The 16736-nt window shown below is 62.0% G+C and carries 12 protein-coding genes; 9 read left to right on the top strand and 3 right to left on the bottom strand.

The features are described from left to right. Positions 1 to 11 precede the first annotated feature (11 nt). The 4 genes from AC3WTO_RS22395 (at position 12) to AC3WTO_RS22380 (ending at position 3471) form a co-directional block, all read left to right on the top strand. Positions 12 to 335, top strand: coding sequence for a YbaB/EbfC family nucleoid-associated protein (locus AC3WTO_RS22395; protein WP_492463125.1), 324 nt, complete (start codon positions 12 to 14; stop codon positions 333 to 335). A 283-nt stretch (positions 336 to 618) separates the two neighbouring features. Next, complete coding sequence (locus AC3WTO_RS22390; protein WP_492463241.1) at positions 619 to 1470, top strand: cell wall hydrolase; 852 nt, start codon at positions 619 to 621, stop codon at positions 1468 to 1470. 109 nt (positions 1471 to 1579) lie between these two features. Then, entirely contained in the window at positions 1580 to 2185 is a 606-nt protein-coding gene (gene recR / locus AC3WTO_RS22385; RefSeq protein WP_492463124.1) for a recombination mediator RecR, read from the top strand. 23 nt (positions 2186 to 2208) lie between these two features. After that, entirely contained in the window at positions 2209 to 3471 is a 1263-nt protein-coding gene (locus AC3WTO_RS22380; protein WP_492463123.1) for a lytic murein transglycosylase, read from the top strand. A 116-nt stretch (positions 3472 to 3587) separates the two neighbouring features. Here AC3WTO_RS22380 and AC3WTO_RS22375 read toward each other — a convergent pair whose 3' ends face one another. Continuing rightward, positions 3588 to 4589 (bottom strand): LLM class flavin-dependent oxidoreductase, encoded by a 1002-nt coding sequence (locus AC3WTO_RS22375; protein WP_492463122.1) that lies wholly within the window; start codon positions 4587 to 4589, stop codon positions 3588 to 3590. A 199-nt stretch (positions 4590 to 4788) separates the two neighbouring features. Between AC3WTO_RS22375 and AC3WTO_RS22370 the strand changes: the two genes are divergently transcribed. Continuing rightward, positions 4789 to 5217, top strand: a complete 429-nt coding sequence (locus tag AC3WTO_RS22370) for a DUF6481 family protein (RefSeq protein ID WP_492463121.1) — start codon at positions 4789 to 4791, stop codon at positions 5215 to 5217. Between the two features lie 249 nt (positions 5218 to 5466). Here the strand turns inward: AC3WTO_RS22370 and AC3WTO_RS22365 are convergent, their stop codons facing one another. After that, complete coding sequence (locus tag AC3WTO_RS22365) at positions 5467 to 6609, bottom strand: NAD(P)/FAD-dependent oxidoreductase (protein WP_492463120.1); 1143 nt, start codon at positions 6607 to 6609, stop codon at positions 5467 to 5469. A 173-nt stretch (positions 6610 to 6782) separates the two neighbouring features. Then, positions 6783 to 7391 carry a helix-turn-helix domain-containing protein gene (locus AC3WTO_RS22360; RefSeq protein ID WP_492463240.1) on the bottom strand — a complete coding sequence of 203 codons (609 nt, stop codon included), beginning with the start codon at positions 7389 to 7391 and terminating at the stop codon, positions 6783 to 6785. A gap of 114 nt (positions 7392 to 7505) precedes the next feature. Here AC3WTO_RS22360 and AC3WTO_RS22355 point away from each other — a divergent pair, with 114 nt between their 5' ends. The 4 genes from AC3WTO_RS22355 to AC3WTO_RS22340 all read left to right on the top strand — a co-directional run bounded on the left by AC3WTO_RS22355 (position 7506) and on the right by AC3WTO_RS22340 (position 16724). Next, positions 7506 to 8330: a creatininase family protein gene (locus AC3WTO_RS22355; RefSeq protein ID WP_492463119.1), complete on the top strand. Its 825-nt coding sequence runs from the start codon at positions 7506 to 7508 to the stop codon at positions 8328 to 8330. A 59-nt stretch (positions 8331 to 8389) separates the two neighbouring features. After that, positions 8390 to 10012 carry an ABC transporter substrate-binding protein gene (locus AC3WTO_RS22350; protein ID WP_492463118.1) on the top strand — a complete coding sequence of 541 codons (1623 nt, stop codon included), beginning with the start codon at positions 8390 to 8392 and terminating at the stop codon, positions 10010 to 10012. Positions 10013 to 10305: 293 nt separating this feature from the next. Beyond that, entirely contained in the window at positions 10306 to 12081 is a 1776-nt protein-coding gene (locus AC3WTO_RS22345; RefSeq protein WP_492463117.1) for an adenylate/guanylate cyclase domain-containing protein, read from the top strand. 125 nt (positions 12082 to 12206) lie between these two features. Then, a complete protein-coding gene (locus tag AC3WTO_RS22340) occupies positions 12207 to 16724 on the top strand; it encodes a cytochrome P450 (protein ID WP_492463116.1) in 4518 nt (1505 codons plus the stop codon). Positions 16725 to 16736 lie beyond the last annotated feature (12 nt).

Here is a 16736-nt window from a genome sequence, read left to right as displayed (position 1 = left end):
AGGATCAGACGATGAAAGATCTGCTCGGCCTGATGGGCAAGGCAAAAGAAATGCAGGCCAAGTTCCAGTCCATGCAGGAGGAGATCGCCACCCTCGAAGCCACCGGCCAGGCCGGCGGCGGGCTGGTCAATGTCACGCTGACCGGCAAGTTCGAGATGAAGCTACTCAAGATCGATCCGTCGCTGTTCAAGGAAGACGAGGTCGAGATCCTGGAAGACCTTATCCTGGCGGCTCACAACGATGCCAAGGTCAAGGTCGAACAGATCATGCAGGAAAAAACCAAGGCTTTGACCGCAGGATTGCCTCTGCCGCCTGGCATGAAACTGCCGTTTTAATTTGAAAGAGTAAGTATATCGGAAAGGAGCAAGAGAAATCTTCCAGAATATCGGATACCGTTCTCTTGCTCCCCTTTTGTTACGAAATGAAACATTGCGTTATATCTTGGGGTTAACCCCTCGGTAACGACTTCCCTAAATCCACGAATTGTTCACCTTGTTCGGCAAAGTAAGGCTTTGGCCATCTTTTTGCCCGAAAGTGTCTCATTCTTGCCGCATATCCTGGGGACAAGGCGGCAGCGAGAATGAGGGACGTTTGTTGATCGCCACGCGTTGGAAAAAGCTGATCGCCCTCGGGACGGTTGTCCTGGGCCCGCTCTTCCTGGCTGCCTGCAGCCAGACCACCGGCAGTCACGGCCTGTCCGTTGCCAAGCTTTCCGATTCGGTTGCCCCCAGTTCCAAGGTCGGCGCTTACCGCTACACCAGCCGCGACAAGGAATGCCTGGCGCGTGCGATGTTCTTCGAATCGAATCGTTCAAGCCGCGACGGCATGGTCGCCGTCGGCACGGTGGTGATGAACCGCCTGCGTTCCGGCAAGTATGGCGACAACATCTGCAGCGTTGTCGGTCAGCCCGGCCAGTTCGCGCCCGGCGTCATGACCCGTCGCATGAACTCCAAGGCCCTGCCCGATGTCATGGACGCCGCCGAGTCGGTGTTGAAGGGCGAGCGCTCGACCAAGGCCAAGAACTCGATGTTCTTCCACACGGCTGGCCTGAAGTTCCCCTACAAGAACATGCATTACGTGCTGGTCGCCGGCGGCAATGCCTTTTACGAGAAGCGCGGCCGCAACTGGCAGCCGCTGCCGGAAGAAGGCGCCACCATGATGGCCTCGGCGACGCCGGTTGCTCCGGCTCAGACCGTTGCCGTCGCTTCGGCTGCCACGATCCCGACGACGGCCTATGCTTCAACGAAGCCGGCACCAGCCCCGGCCGCCGCACCGGTTATGGTGGCATCGGCCGAACCTACTCAGCTTCCGTTCAAGACCGCTTCGGCGGTGCCAAGCGAAAGGCCGCAGCGTGTTTTGGCCTCGGCGACGACATCCGAGCCTGACGTCGTGATGTCGTTCCAGTCGACGCCGGAAAACACCGATGCCATCGGCGCTCTGATCGTGTCGGAAAGCCGCCCGCTGCAGTGATTCTTATAGAGGGCTGAGCCTCGGGCTACCGACAGCGTTTGTCCGTAACAGCGTTGGCGCGCCTAGGTGCTCAGTTCCAAAGCGGCTGAAAAAATCCTACATCGGTGCGATGTCCAAGCGAATCGCCGGCCCTGAAATTGAACGCCTGATCCAGCTTCTGGCCAAGGTGCCAGGCCTGGGGCCGCGCTCGGCGCGCCGCGCCGCGCTGCATCTCATCAAGAAGAAGGACCAGCTGCTGGCACCTTTGGCCAATGCCATGGGCGAGGCCGTCGAGAAGGTGCGTATCTGCTCGACCTGCGGCAATGTCGACACTTCCGATCCGTGCATGATCTGCACCGATCCGCGCCGCGACGATGCCATGCTGATCGTTGTCGAAGACGTTTCCGATCTCTGGGCGTTGGAGCGGGCGGCAGCGATGAATGTCCGCTACCACGTGCTCGGCGGCACGCTGTCGCCGCTCGATGGCGTCGGCCCTGACCAGCTCAACATCCGTTCGCTCGTCGATCGCGTCGCCGCCGGCGCCATCAAGGAAATCATCCTTGCCGTCAACGCCACGGTCGAGGGCCAGACCACGGCGCACTACCTGACCGATCAGCTCTCCAGCTTCGACGTGAAGGTGACAAGGCTGGCGCATGGCGTGCCGGTCGGCGGCGAGCTCGACTACCTCGACGAGGGCACGCTCGCCGCAGCGCTGAAGTCGCGCACGACATTCTGAACGAGATTTATCCAGGAGACGGAATGGATCGCTTCTCTGGCCGCTTTCTGCTCTCCTCGTTGCAGGTGCTGTTTTTGCTCGGGGCCTTTCTTGCGGGATTCGCAGGGCCAGCTGCTGCCGCCACCATCGACGACCAGTTCCGCGCCTGGCTGCAGAACGATCTCTGGCCGGAAGCCAAGGCAAAAGGCATTTCGCAGGCCACGTTCAGCGCTGCCTTCGACGGCGTGAAGCCCAATCTCAAGCTGCCCGATCTGGTGCTGCCCGGCGAAGAGCCGAAGACGCCGAAGAAACAGCACCAGCCCGAGTTCGGTTCGCCCGGCGCCTACTTTGCCGAAAAGATCGTCGCGGCGGTCGCCAACGGCGGCCGTGCCCGCGCCGGACAATACGCCGCCACGCTGCGCCAGGTCGAGAAACGTTACGGCGTGCCGGGGTCGGTGGTGCTGGCCATCTGGGGCCGCGAGAGCGGTTTCGGCACCGCCAAGATCCCCTATGACGCTTTCGAGGTGCTCGGCACCAAGGCCTTCCTGGCGACGCGCAAGGACATGTTCCGTCGGGAGCTGTTGGCAGCGCTGGACATCGTGCAGCGCGGGCTCGCCCCGGTCGGCGCCATGAAGTCGTCCTGGGCCGGCGCGCTCGGCCAGCCGCAATTCATGCCGACCTCGTTCCTGAAACACGCGGTCGACTTCGACGGCGACGGCAAGACCGATATCTGGAATTCGGTGCCGGACGTCATGGGATCGATCGCCAACTATCTGGTCCACTATGGCTGGGTGAAGGGGCGTGGCTGGGGCTACGAGGTCACCGCTCCCGATACGCTATCCTGCGCGCTAGAAGGGCCGGACCGCGGCAAGGCGGTCTCCGCCTGGAGCAAGCTCGGTGTCAGGCGGGTTGACGGCAAGCCGTTCCCGGTCGCCGAGAATTCGGCCGAGTCGTTCCTGATGATGCCGGCCGGGCGGCATGGCCCGGCATTCCTGGTCACGCCGAACTTCTATGTGCTCAAGGAATACAACACCTCCGACCTCTATGCGCTGTTCATCGGCCTCGGCGCCGATCGCATCGCGCGGGGAGACCACCGCTTTTCGGCGGAATGGGGCGCAGTGGGCGGGCTATACCGATCGGACATCGCCGCGCTGCAGCGGGTTCTCGAAAAGAAGGGCTACGACGTCGGCAGCGCCGACGGCCTGCCGGGGTTCAAGACGCGGCGCTCGATCGGCGAGTGGCAGGCGAAGAACGGCCGTGCCGCAACCTGCTATCCAGATGCGGAACTGGTGCAGGCGGTCAAATAGCGCGCAGCCTTTGCTCCAGAGCGTTTCCGTTTTTCACGGAAACGCGGAAACGCTCTAAGTTTTGTTTTCGCTGCATTTTTGTAACGCCAAGTGTTTCCACTTGGCTACAAAATGCCCTAGGCAGCCTTCGACACGCCGCGATGGATGTCGGCCAGCATCTCGAAGGAACGCACACGCGCGGCGTGGTCGAAAACCTGCGCCGTCACCATAAGCTCGTCGGCGCCGGTGCGCGCGATGAAGGCTTCGACGCCTTGCTTCACCGTTTCCGGGGAGCCGACCACGGCGCAGGACAGCGCCTGGTTCAGCATGGTTCGCGCAACGGGGTCGAGATCGCGGTCGAAATTCTCGACCGGCGGCGGCAATCGGCCGGGCCGTCCGCTGCGCAGGTTGACGAAGGCCTGTTGCAGCGACGTAAACAGCAGCCGCGCTTCCGCGTCGGTCGGTGCCGCGATCACGTTGATGCCCAGCATCACGCGCGGCTTGTCGAGCTGTTGCGACGGCTCGAAGCGTGTGCGGTAGACTTCGAGAGCCTGATCGAGTTCCGCCGGCGCGAAATGCGAGGCGAAGGCGTAAGGCAGGCCGAGCATGGCGGCGAGCTGCGCGCCATAGAGGCTGGAACCGAGGATCCAGACCGGCACGTTTTCACCCTCTCCCGGCACCGCCCGAATGCGCTGGCCCTCTTCCGCAGGCTCGAAATAGGCCATCAGTTCGACGACGTCGCGTGGGAAGTTGTCGACGCCGGCGTCAAGGTTCCGGCGCAGCGCGCGTGCCGTCATCATGTCCGTGCCGGGGGCGCGGCCGAGACCGAGATCGATGCGGCCGGGATGCAGGGCGGCCAGCGTACCGAACTGCTCGGCGATCACCAGCGGGGCGTGATTGGGCAGCATGATGCCGCCGGCGCCAACCCGGATGGTCTTGGTGCCTGCCGCGACATGAGCGATGACGACGGCGGTGGCGGCGCTGGCGATGCCTGGCATGTTGTGGTGTTCGGCCAGCCAGTAGCGTTTGTAGCCCAGCCGTTCGGCATGGCGGGCGAGGTCCAGCGAATTGGCAAGGGACTGCCCTGGTGTGCTGCCCTCGCCGACGGGCGAGAGGTCGAGAACGGAAAGATCGGTCATGAGCGTGTCCCGCTGGCTGGTCCGAGCGCATATAGGGACACGTTAGCGAAGCACCAAATATTGGGATTGGGCCAGCCCACTATGTGTCGTTGCGCTGCAACATACGCGTTCTATTCATGGCTGGCATACCGAATTGGTGCTTGATCTCTGCTTTCGCGCGCGTATGTAAGCCCCGCACATAGATTTCAGGGAACTGGACTTGGCTATCTACAGGGAAAAAGACATTTTCGAGCGGCGCAATGCCGCGAACGAGGCAAAGAAGGCGCTCCTGGAGCGTTTCAAGGCAAAGCCGGCAGCGGATGATCCGGCCGTGCTGGCCCGCCAGGCAGAACGCAAGGCGATCCTCGAGGCACGCGCCATTCGCGAAGCCGAGAAGGCTCGGCTGAAGCAGGAGCGTCTGGCTCGCGAAGCAGCCGAAAAGGCAGAGCGCGAAGCCGCGGCGGAAGCCGCAAGGATCGAGGCTGAAGCGAAGGCGCAGGAAGAAGCTGCGCTGCGTGAAGCGGAAGAAAACGACCGCATCTCGCGCTTGCTGGCGGACGAGGCCGAGCGCAAGGCCAAACGCGACGCGCGCTACGCTGCGCGCAAGTCACGCGTCGGCCGTACGCCCCCGGGTTTCTCGGCGCGCTGATTGCCTGGTGCATGACCTCCGAAATCGGGATCGATTTTCGGAAAGGCGCATGCACCAACTCGAATGCAGAAAAAGAATAGCCCGCCTCACGCAAGATGAAGCGGGCTTTTTGCATGTGCCGCGAAGCGGTTCGAGCATGATCCTGAAAAGTTGCAGACTTTTCGGACAAGATCGTGCGGCAAAACAAAGAGATAGAGCGTTTCCGTGAAAAACGGGAACGTCCTGGTCGCCGGATTGCTTCCGGTCTTGCTATTGATCGAGCCGTTTTGGGTCGAGCATGGCATTGTCGAGCCCGAAATCGGCGATACGTGCAGGCAGCGGCTGACCACGCACAAGGGCCGCACAGGCCTCGCCCATGGCCGCGGATGTCTGGATGCCATAGCCGCCTTGCGCGACCAGCCAGAACAGGCCGGGCACCGCGCTGTCAAAGCCACCGACCAGATCGCCATCGCCGACAAACGACCGTAGCCCGGCCCATACGCGGCTGGGACGGCCGACCGAGAGCGTGGTCAGCTCCTCTATGCGGTGAATGCCCAGCGCAATGTCTTCCATTTCGGGCTGGACATCCTGCGGCGGCATCACGTCGGCATTGGCCGGCGAGCCGAGGAGCAGGCCCGCATCGGGCTTGATGTAGCAGCTCTCGTCGGCGGTGATGAACATCGGCCAACGGGTGACGTCATGCTCGGCCGGCGGCGCAAAGACGAAAGCCGTCCGCCGGCGTGGCTCCAGCCCGAGCGAGCGGGCGCCGAACAGCGCGCCGATTTCGTCGCCCCAGGCACCTGCCGCGTTGATCACGATCGGCGCGATGTATTCCTTGCCCGAAGCCACGACGCGCCAGTCGGCGCCGGTCCGTTCCGCAGCGGTAACCTCGGCATTGCCGATCACGGTGCCGCCGGAGCGCTTCAAGCCGCGCAGATAGCCCTGATGCAGGGAGTGCACATCGATGTCTTCGGCATTGGGATTGTAGACGGCGCCGGCAACGCTTTCCGGTCGCAGCACCGGCACCCAGGCCTTGGCACCTTCGAAATCGAGCCGTTCTCCGGGCAGTCCGATCGAACGGACCGCATCCTGGTGCTCCGCAAGCAGGTGCTCCTGCTCGCTCGAGGCAACGACCAGCATGCCGCGCGGGGTCAGGATCGGGTGCTCGGCGAAGCCTGCTGGCGGGGTTTCGAGGAAAGCGCGGCTTGCCGCCGTCAGGGCGCACACCTGGCGCGTGCCGTAGGTTTCGCTGAACAGCGCGGCGGAGCGGCCGGTCGAATGATAGCCCGGCTGGCTTTCGCGTTCGAGCAGCACCGTCTTCAGGTGCGGCGCCAGCCAGTAGCCGACGGATGCGCCGGCGATGCCGCCGCCGATGATCAGGACATCGGCTTTCACCGGCTCTTGCGTTGTCATGGTCGATCCTTCGTGCCAGCGATCCGCATGGCAGGCTTGCTTTCCGATACGCTAAACATTTTCAAAATTTGAAAACGTCGTCAAGCATCGCCTGGCAAGGGACCTCGAATCGTTCCCGCATTCCGAGGCTCATGGCCACGGGGCGGTGGGACGTCTTTGTGTGCGAGGGTGCCCTAGTGGTCCAGCATCTCGATCAGGGCCGACTGGAAATCCGGCTGCGCGCTGGAGCAGACCGCAAGCACGAGCCCATCGCCCTCGCCGACGGCGAGATAGGCGTGACCCATGGTGCTGTCGATGTAGATGCTCTCGCCCTTCCCGAGGCGCACCGGCGCATAGTGCTCGGTGTGCACCTCGATGATGCCTTCGAGCACATAGAGGAACTCTTCGCCGGCATGTTTGATCAGCGGGCCGAACTCTTCCAGCGAGCGGGTGGTGATGCGGGTCAGCACCGGCACCATGCGTTTCCTGGTTATGTCCGTGCTGAGGTAGAGATAGTCGTAGTTCTGGGTTTTCTGCCGCAGCCCGTCGCCCTGCAGATTGATGGAACGCCGGGTCAGCGGATGGCCGGAGATTTCCGGCTCGGCGACCAGTTCGGCCATCGACAGCCCCAGCCCCTCGCCGATCTGCAGCAGCTTGTCATAGGAAAGCGACATCTGGTCGTTTTCGACCTTGGACAGCGTCGAGATCGCCACGCCGGTCTTGCTGCTGACGTCGCTCAGCTTCCAGCCATGCTTCTGGCGCAGCGCCTTGAGGTTGGATCCGAGTTTCGGGTGCTTGGCCATCAATCCCCAATCATTGGTCCAGTTCGACGACACGACGATAGCCGTTGACAATATCGGCAACAAGGAAAATCATTTAGCGAATTAGAAAACAAAATTTCTGCCAGGAGGAAACCAATGGCTCGGGAAGTCGAATGGGCGCGCATGACGGCGCCGGAACTGCGTGCGATCGCCGAGCGTGGCAACGCACTGGCCATCCTGCCGGTGGGTTCGCTGGAACAGCACGGGCCGCATCTGCCGGTGATCACCGACACGGCGAGTGCTGCGGCGGCCGCAGTGCGGGCGGCGCGGCTGGTCTCTGAGGATGTACCCCTCGCCGTCCTGCCGGGGCTCTGGCTTGGCATGAGTGAACATCATTTGCCGTTCGGCGGCACGATCACATTGGACTATGCCGCCTATCACGGTGTGCTGCGTTCGATCGCGCGTTCGCTGAAGGCAATCGGCTTCGCCCGCCTGCTCATCGTCAATGGCCATGGCGGCAATGTCGACCCGCTGGCCGTTGCCGTGCGCGAACTGGCGGTCGAGTTCGACATGCCGATCGTGGCGACGACGCCATGGTTCCTGGCGCAGGAAGAGACCTCGGCGCTGTTCGAATCCGACGATGGTCCCAAGCACGCCTGCGAAGGCGAAGCCTCCGTCATGCTGGCGATTGCCGGCGATATCGTCAAAACCGATAAGTTCAAGGAAGCGGAGGCGCTGCAGGCCGGACAGAACGAAGCGCCGCATGGTGCCTCGCGTTTCTACTCTTTCTCCGAGCGCGCGCCGAAGACCGGCACCTGGGGCTTCCCCAGCAAGGGCACTGCCGAAAAGGGTGAAAAATTCCTGGCCTTGCATGCCCGGGAAGTTGCCAGTCTCATCACGTCAGACATTCTCTGGACGCGGCCGGATCCGGTCTGGCGTGCAGGCCGCGGCCTGGAAACCACCGGCGGCAGGGCCGACTAGCCGCTGTGAGGGGCGGGCCATCGTGTGACTGCTAAAAACAACCAAAAAAGGGGAAGATCATGACTGTTCCAAAACGCGGCCGCCTGGCCGCACGGCTCGCCACCGGCGCGGCCGTCGCCCTTCTGTCCGGCCTGTTCGCCAGCCAGGCCCTGGCCAAGGGCCTTGTCTATTGTTCGGAAAGCGCGCCAGAGGGTTTCGATCCAGCGCTCTACTCCACCAACTCCACCTGGGATGCCTCGTCCAAGCCGATCTACAGCCGGCTGGTCGAGTTCGAGCAGGGTACCACCAACGTGGTCCCTGGCCTCGCGGAAAGCTGGACGATTTCGGACGACAAGCTCGAATACACGTTCAAGCTGCGCAAGGGCGTGAAGTTCCAGACCACCGACTATTTCACGCCCAGCCGCGAGCTGACCGCCGATGACGTGATCTTCTCGCTCGATCGCCAGCGCCTGAAGGACAATCCCTGGTTCGGCTATGTCGCCGGCTCGAGCTGGGAGATCTTCGAAGGCATGGAGATGCAGAACCTCATCAAGGACATCTCCAGGGTTGACGACAATACGGTGAAGATCGTCCTCAACCAGCCCTCCGCGTCACTGCTGGCCATGCTGGCGATGGATTTCGGCTCGGTGCTGTCGAAGGAATATGCCGACAAGCTCCTCGCCGCCGGCACCAAGGAAAAACTCAACCAGCAGCCGATCGGCACCGGCCCCTTCCGCTTCGTCGACTACCAGCAGGATGCGGTCATCCGCTTCCAGGCCAATCCCGACTATTTCGGCGAAAAGCCGAAGCTCGACGAGCTGGTCTTCGCCATCACCGTCGATCCGACCGCACGCATCCAGCGCCTGCGGGCAGGCGAATGCCAGATGGCGCCCTATCCGGCGCCTGCCGACATTGCCGACCTCAAGACCGATCCCAACCTGACGGTGATGGAAAAGCCCGGGCTGAACGTGGCTTATCTCGCCTACAACACCTTGGTGCCGCCCTTCGACAAGGCGGAAGTGCGCCGCGCGCTCAACATGGCCATGAACAAGCAGGCGATCATCGATGCTATTTTCCAGGGCACCGGGCAAGTTGCCAAGAACCCGTTGCCGCCAGGCATGTGGGGCTACAACGATGCTGTCGCCGACGACAAATACGATCCGGAAGCGGCCAGGAAGATGCTGGAAGCAGCTGGCGTCAAGGATCTCAAGATGAAGATCTGGGCGATGCCGGTCAGTCGTCCCTACATGCCGAACGCGCAGCGGACCGCGGAACTGATCCAGGCGGACTTCGCCAAGGTCGGCGTCACGGTGGAGATCGTGTCCTATGAGTGGGGCGAGTACGTGAAACGCGCCCGCGACAAGGACCGCGACGGCGCCATCATCCTCGGCGCGACCAGCGACAATGGCGACCCTGACAATCTGATCAGCTACTTCTTCGCCTGCTCGGGTGTCGGTGGCGCCAACTTCGCCAACTGGTGCTATCAGCCGGTTGAAGACCTGATGCAGAAGGCCCGTGTCACGTCCGATCAGGCCGAGCGCACCAAGATGTATCATGAGCTCCAGGTCCTGTTCAAAGAACAGGCGCCCTGGGCAACGCTCGATCATTCGACGGTGTCGCTGCCGATGTCGAAGAAGATAACGGGCTACGTCATGGATCCGCTTGGCTCGCATCGTTTCGAAAGCGTCGACATCGCCGAGTAAAATCGGCACCGCTTCGCGGTTGATCTTCGCCGCGAAGCGTTTCACTTGTTGGAATTTTACTGCCCGGATGCCGCCTCGCATAAATTTCCGAGGCCAGGCAGGGTTGTTTGTACTCTAATGATTTTGCGAGTGAATAAATCCGTGCTAGCGTTTCCGCAGGCTTTGCCCAAGCGGGGACAATGGCGAAGTACTTCCGATCGTTCTGCGATTTAAAGTATCTGCCATCGGCCTTGATACGGCCGATTCAGGCTTGTGCCGGCCTGACGGCTATTGAGGTTTTGAGATCAACATGAATGGTTGATCAGCAGGCGATCCGGCAGCTTTCCACCATCTGCGCCATCGACGCAGTCGGTTTTTCGCGCCTGATGAATGAAAATCAGGAAACGGCCGTCAGGATCTTCCAAGAGCGACGCAATCTGATCGCTGAAACGGTCGGCGAGTTCGGTGGCCGCATCTTCGGAGCGGCAGGCGACAGCCTGATGGCGGAATTCGGCAGCCCCGTGGAGGCGCTGCGGGCCGTGCTGGAAGCCCAGCTGCGCCTCGACAAACTCAATGCCACGGCGGCTGAAAACCTGCGCATGCCGTTCCGCATCGGTGTCGCGACAGGCGTGGTCATCCAGAGTGAGGACGGCACCTTCGGCGACTGCGTGAACATATCGGCGCGGTTGCAGGAATTCTCGCCGCCCAGCGGTGTCGCCATCGCCGGCACGACGCACGAACATGTCAGCGGCAGGTTTTCGGTCGAATTCACCGATCTCGGCCCGATGCAGCTCAAGAACATTGCCCTGCCCGTCAGGATATTGGTGACGTCTCCGGCCTCCGGCCAGGCCAAGTCCATGGCGTTCGCCGCGGTTCGCTCATCCATCGTCCAGCCCGGCAACACCGATGCCAGGGACAATCAGCCGGCCATTGCCGTGCTGCCCTTCCAGAACAGCAGTCCAGACCGGTCGACGGACTATCTGGCCGATGGCATCGTCGACGACATCATCCATGGGCTCGCGGCGACACGGTCATTGCCGGTCATCGCGAGGGATTCCAGCTTCCAGTTTCGCGATCAATGGCTGGGAACGGCCGCGATCGGCAATCTGCTAGGGGCTCGATACCTGGTGACGGGTTCGGTTGCCAGCTTCGACAAGCGCATTCGGCTGAGCGCGTCGCTCACCGACAGCAGCAACGGCCGTGTCGTCTGGTCGGGCCGGTTCGAACGCGGGCTCGATGAACTCATCCAGCTTCAGGACGATCTCGGCGGAGAGATCGTCTCCACCCTCGAGCGCGAGGTCGACCGCGTCGAGCAGGTGCGAACCTTCCAAGTTCCCTGGGAAAGGCTGCAGACCTGGCAACTGGTGCGCCGCGGCCGCTGGCACATGCAGCGGCGCACGCGGGCGGACATGGAGGCGGCGCTCAATCTGTTCCAGCAGGCCTATGACGAGGATCCCAATTCCAGCACCGTGCTCAGCGAGCTGGCCTGGTGGTATCTGTGGCGCGGTTGGCTCAACCGCGGCGAACCGGGTGATCTTGCCCGCGTGGCAGAGCTTTCCCAGCGAGCTCTTCTCGTCGACAGTCAGGACGCCCGCCCCTATGCATTCCTGGGCTCCATCGAAGTGCTCAAGCGACGGCCGCTCGTGGCGCTGGATTTCCTGCAGCAGGCACTGCACTACAATCCAAGCTTCGTGCTGGCCTATCAGGCGATGGGCAGTGCCCGGCTCATGGCATCGCGTCCGCAGGAAGCGATCGCCGTACTCAAGCGAGCCGATCGCCTGTCGCCATTCGAGAACTATCGCTTTCACACGCTGGGCGAGCTGACGGCGGCATACACACTGCTGGAAGACTGGCCGGCCGTCATAACGACCGCGGAGCGCTCGCTGTCATTTGCCCAGGACTATTTCTACCCGCGCTTCCTCAAGATCGGGGCGCTCGTCCGCAGCGGGCAGATCGAGGCGGCGCGTGCCGAACGCGAGCTCTTCGAAGCCAGGCATCCGCGTTTCAGCCGCAGTTGGATCGACTGGATACCGTTCGCTGACGGCTCCATCAATCAGCGCCTGCTCGACAATTTCGACGCCGCCGGCTGAGCGTCGCAAAGGCTGGCGTTTTTGCCGTCCTGCACGGCAGGAATGTGAACAGGATCACTTACCGGACATGTACCGGACCATAGCATAGCCAGCATTTCTCTGCGTTTTCCCGGGGGATCGTCAGGATGGGCTTCTCGACCAAATATTATGACGGGGTGTTGAAGGGACAAACTGAGCTGCCATTCGGCGAAGAAGCGCCGCCATTCGACCGCGAGAGACAGCGCAAGACGACCTTTGTCGGACGAATATTTACCTGGCTTTTCGAGCATCCCGATTGGTGGCTTGGGTTCTTCCGGCGTTTCTTTCCGCGCGTGCGCTGGGGCAAGGTCGTTTTTCTTACCCGTTTCGAGGATGTGCGCGAGGTTCTCGAGCGTCAGGATGAATTCGAAACGCCTTATGGCCGCGAACTGCGTGAATTTTCCGGTGGTTTCGATTTCCTGCTCAGCCTCAAGGACGGGAAACTCTATCGCGAACAGAAGTCCGTGGTGCTCAGCGCTTTTCCTCCCCAGGAAGTGGACGATCGGGTACGCCGCATTGCCGCCGAATGCTCGAACGAGATCGTGAGTTACGCCGGCGAGAAATTCGATGCCGCCAGCCAGTTGATGCGCATCGTTCCGGTCCTCATCTGCCGGGACTATTATGGACTGGACATCGAAGACCCACGGCAGTTCGGCGACTGGGCCATCTCCATCAATCAGATCCTGTTCGGGGACTGGGGCGCGGACGCGGTCACGCGCGAGCTTGCGGTAGCCGGTGCCGCGAGCCTGTTCGCGACGGTGGACCGTTCCATCATCATCGCTGAGAACGCCGTCAAGCAGGGCAAAGTTGTCGATACGCCGCTCGGGCGTCTCGTCCAGATGGCGCAATCCGACCATGACAATCCGTTCAAGCGGGTCATGGAGATCGTGCACGAGACCAACCCGGCGGCGACGGAGCGCGAGGTGGTGCGCTCGATCATGGTCGGCATGGTCGTCGGCTTCGCGCCAACCAACCTGCTGGGCGGCATCAACTGCCTGGATGCCGTGCTGAGCCGGCCGGAGATTTTCGACTACATCAAGAAGGCCATCAAGGATGGCGACAACGCGCGCCTCGACAAGGCGATCCTGGAGGCCATGCGCTTCAAGCCGCACTGGATCTGGCCCTGGCGCTACGCCGGCGAGGCCAAGACCATCGGTGTCAAACGAGGCCGCCCCTACAGCATTCCCGCCGGGGTCACGGTTCTCCCCGCCACGCGCTCGGCGATGTTCGACGAATCGGTCGTCAACGACCCCTGGACTTTCAATCCGGACCGCAGCCTGAGCGAGAACATGGTCTTCGGCGTCGGCATCCATCGCTGCATCGGCGCTGCGATCGCCAGCGTGCAGATTGCCGAAGCCTTCCGCGCTCTGTTCACGAAGCCGGGTTTTCGGCGTGCGAGCGGCAAGGAGGGCAAGCTGACGCGCCTGGGTCCTTACCCGGACAGGCTCATGGTCGAATTCGACGTCCCGCCTAAAAATTGCCTGACCGAACAGTCGCTGGTCACGGTGTGTGCAAGGGTGCAGGCCGGTATCGATCAGGAGCAGTTGCGAAAGGATGTCGACGGCCTTGGCAATCCGGCGCTTGGTGCGATCAAGGCGGGCCTTGATAAGGCTGGGACCATTCACTTCGCCAGTCTCAGCCTTATTCCGACCGGCGATTCCCGAAAGCCTGATGGCGATGACCTCTATCTGTTGCTGGAGCTGTCAGGCGACGGCACCAAACAGCAAGTCATCAAGGCTTTCGCCGATGCCGTGCACGGCCATTTCGTGCCACTGTTCGAACGTTATGCCGCCGACCCGCTGAAGGGGACATTCGAGGCGTTTCTGCAGAAGCACACGGTCGATGTATCGCCCCGCTATGGCAGCATGGCAGGGCTCGTTTTCTGCGGCACACCCGGACATTCTGTCGAGCGCATCATCGCCGAGCAGGAACTGGCAAATGAGGCCGCCAAAATCGTCGAGGACGGCATCTGGCGCAAGCCGGACCCCACAGCACTTCCAGGCACTTCGAAAGCGCTGGTTCCCAGCGATATGTCAGCAGCGCAGATATTGACGAAGGTCCGGGGAGAGCTGTCGTCAGAATTCAACTGGGTTTTTTCCCCCGCAGACAGCCTACTCGAAAACCCTGGTGGTACGCTCCTGCGGGCCTTGCGCCATATCGTCTTCAACCTGCGGACAGCCATTCCGCTGGTTGTCCTCGTCGGCGTCTGCACGTGGCTGACCTATGTCATGCAATTCGATACCAGCGGCGGTTGGTTCCGCACATTGGCGCGGATCGGCGATTCTTTCATTCTGGCGGTGGTCGGCCTGACCATCACCGCGACGGCGTTGTTTGCGGCAGTCGCGTTTTGGTTGCGCAGTATCGAGCGCAAGGAAGAGGTCAGCAGCGCAGGCATCAAGCTCGACACGCTGACGAAGCTGCAGGTGCACGAAGATGCCCTGGGTTATCGCCAGAACCATATGACGGCGGTCTCGGTCATGAAGCCCGGATGGTTGCGGTGGTTCCTGCTCGGCTTTTCGTTCTACGTGATTTCGATCACTGCCAGATGGGCTTTCCGGCCAGGACATCTCGGCGATACCGGACAGATCCATTTCGCGCGCTGGGTCAGGGTCCCCGGGACCGATCGGCTGGTGTTCTTGAGCAACTATGGCGGCAGCTGGGAAAGCTATCTCGAGGATTTCGTCACCAAGGCCTCAGCTGGCCTGACCGCGATCTGGAGCAACACCAAGGGTTTCCCGCGCGCACGCTTTCTGTTTCTCGACGGCAGCCGCGACGGTGATCGCTTCAAGCGCTGGGCGCGCGCCGAACAGATCCCGACCTCTTTCTGGTATTCCGCCTATCCCAAACTGAACACGACGCTGATCCGCAAGAACTCGCAGATACGGCAAGGGCTCTACAGCGCGCGCGCCAGCGAAGCGCGTGACTGGTTGAGCCTGTTCACCTCGTTGCCCCGGCAGGAGGGCACGAAACAGTCGTCGCTCGGCAAGCTTCTCTACCAGTCCGATGATACCGCCGTCGAAAGCCTGGAAAGCGGTGAAATACAGTCGTTGATTTTCGGTCCGCTCGGCAGCCTTCCATTCGCCAGGATGCTGGCTTTCGAAATCGATGAGAAGAACGCCAGCACGGCGCAGCGCCTTCAGATACTTGACCATCTGGTGAAGAACACGAGTTTCGGCGACATCAGGCCGGCTGGGAAAGCCATGTTCTGCGTGTTCGGCCCGAATGGGTTGAAGAAGCTTGGTCTGACAAGCAGTCCCAACAGCGATCCGCTTGCCAGTTTCCCAATGACGTTTCGGCAAGGCATGGCCAACGAGTATCGCAGCCGCATCCTGGACGACCAGGGTGACAGCGCTCCGGAGAAATGGGGCTGGGGTTCCAGGCAGACGCCGGTCGACCTTGCCATCCTCTGTTATGCCGACAGCGAGGAAACGCTGAACGGCATGGCCCTCGAGACCACCAACCTGGCCAGATCGGCGGGCCTCATCGACAGGGCAGCCATTGCGCTCGAGATCGGGCGCGACGGGCCCGGATGCCCGGTTCGACTTCCGCCGAAACCGGCGGGAGCGCAGCGCTTGAAACAGGTCGTATCCTCGCCAGCCTACGGCCAGGACGAACGGCCGCCAGCCCGGGAACATTTCGGTTTCGTCGACGGCATCTCCCAGCCGGTCATCAAGGGCACGAGGCGCCGGCGAAACCACAATTCGAGCCCGATCCATCAGATCGCTGCCGGTGAATTCCTTTTCGGTTACCGTGACGAATACGGCTACTATCCTCCCAGCCCGACGACGCCTTCCGAGCTCGACCCCGAGGGGCGATTGCTTGCGATCGACGCCGATGGCAAGCCGATCAGCGGCAGAAGCATCGTGCATGATTTCGGCCGCAACGGCTCCTTCGTCGTCATCCGCCAGCTGGCGCAGGATGTCGAAGGCTTCAACACCTACTGCCGGACGGAAGCGGACAATCTGCGCGCCAGCGGCCTTGCTGCATACCGCGCCGTCGATGCCGATTGGGTCGGCGCCCGCATCGTCGGTCGCTGGAAGGACGGCTCTTCGCTCATTCGCAACCCCGACAAGCCGGGCGGCGAGCTCGACAACCAGTTCACCTATGGCGCGGAAGACCCGCAGGGGCTGCATTGCCCATTGGGCGCACACATCAGGCGTTCAAATCCGCGCGATTCGCTTGGCACCGATATCGACACCCAGCTCAGGATATCGAAACGCCACCGCATCCTGCGGGTCGGCCGCAGCTACAGCCTGGACAAAGGTGCCGATGGCAAGCCGGAAAAGGGCCTGCTGTTCATCTGCTTCAATGCCAGTTTCGAACGGCAATACGAATTCATCCAGCAGACCTGGATGTCGGCGCAGAATTTCCAAGGACTGCGCGGCGAGAAGGATCCGTTGATCGGCAACCAGCAGATCGAAGTGGCTGGCGGAGAGTCTGGCCGCTTCACCATCCCGCGCTGGGAGGGCGGCGTCGAACTGACCAACCTGCCTTCCTTTGTCACCACACGTGGCGGCGGTTATTTCTTCATGCCGAGCCGGGCAGCATTGCAATATCTCCAATCGCGCCTCGAACCCAAAAACAGCAAACCCCGCCGGGGGCGCGGTCCGGACCTGGCGCTTTGATCGGCTTGTCCC

The sequence above is a fragment of the Mesorhizobium sp. EU05-FHT14A09 genome (assembly GCF_058790995.1).
Note: the sequence above shows the minus strand (reverse complement) of the source record. Positions and strands in the feature narration are given on the sequence as shown.

Bases quoted from the DNA above. Each gene is read 5' to 3' on its own strand.
- AC3WTO_RS22340 (WP_492463116.1), top strand. From the start codon at position 12,207: ATGGGCTTCTCGACCAAATATTATGACGGGGTGTTGAAGGGACAAACT.
- AC3WTO_RS22375 (WP_492463122.1), bottom strand. From the start codon at position 4,589: ATGACCGATCTTTCCGTTCTCGACCTCTCGCCCGTCGGCGAGGGCAGC.
- AC3WTO_RS22360 (WP_492463240.1), bottom strand. From the start codon at position 7,391: ATGGCCAAGCACCCGAAACTCGGATCCAACCTCAAGGCGCTGCGCCAG.
- AC3WTO_RS22345 (WP_492463117.1), top strand. From the start codon at position 10,306: ATGGTTGATCAGCAGGCGATCCGGCAGCTTTCCACCATCTGCGCCATC.
- AC3WTO_RS22350 (WP_492463118.1), top strand. From the start codon at position 8,390: ATGACTGTTCCAAAACGCGGCCGCCTGGCCGCACGGCTCGCCACCGGC.
- recR (WP_492463124.1), top strand. From the start codon at position 1,580: ATGTCCAAGCGAATCGCCGGCCCTGAAATTGAACGCCTGATCCAGCTT.
- AC3WTO_RS22395 (WP_492463125.1), top strand. From the start codon at position 12: ATGAAAGATCTGCTCGGCCTGATGGGCAAGGCAAAAGAAATGCAGGCC.
- AC3WTO_RS22365 (WP_492463120.1), bottom strand. From the start codon at position 6,609: ATGACAACGCAAGAGCCGGTGAAAGCCGATGTCCTGATCATCGGCGGC.
- AC3WTO_RS22355 (WP_492463119.1), top strand. From the start codon at position 7,506: ATGGCTCGGGAAGTCGAATGGGCGCGCATGACGGCGCCGGAACTGCGT.
- AC3WTO_RS22380 (WP_492463123.1), top strand. From the start codon at position 2,209: ATGGATCGCTTCTCTGGCCGCTTTCTGCTCTCCTCGTTGCAGGTGCTG.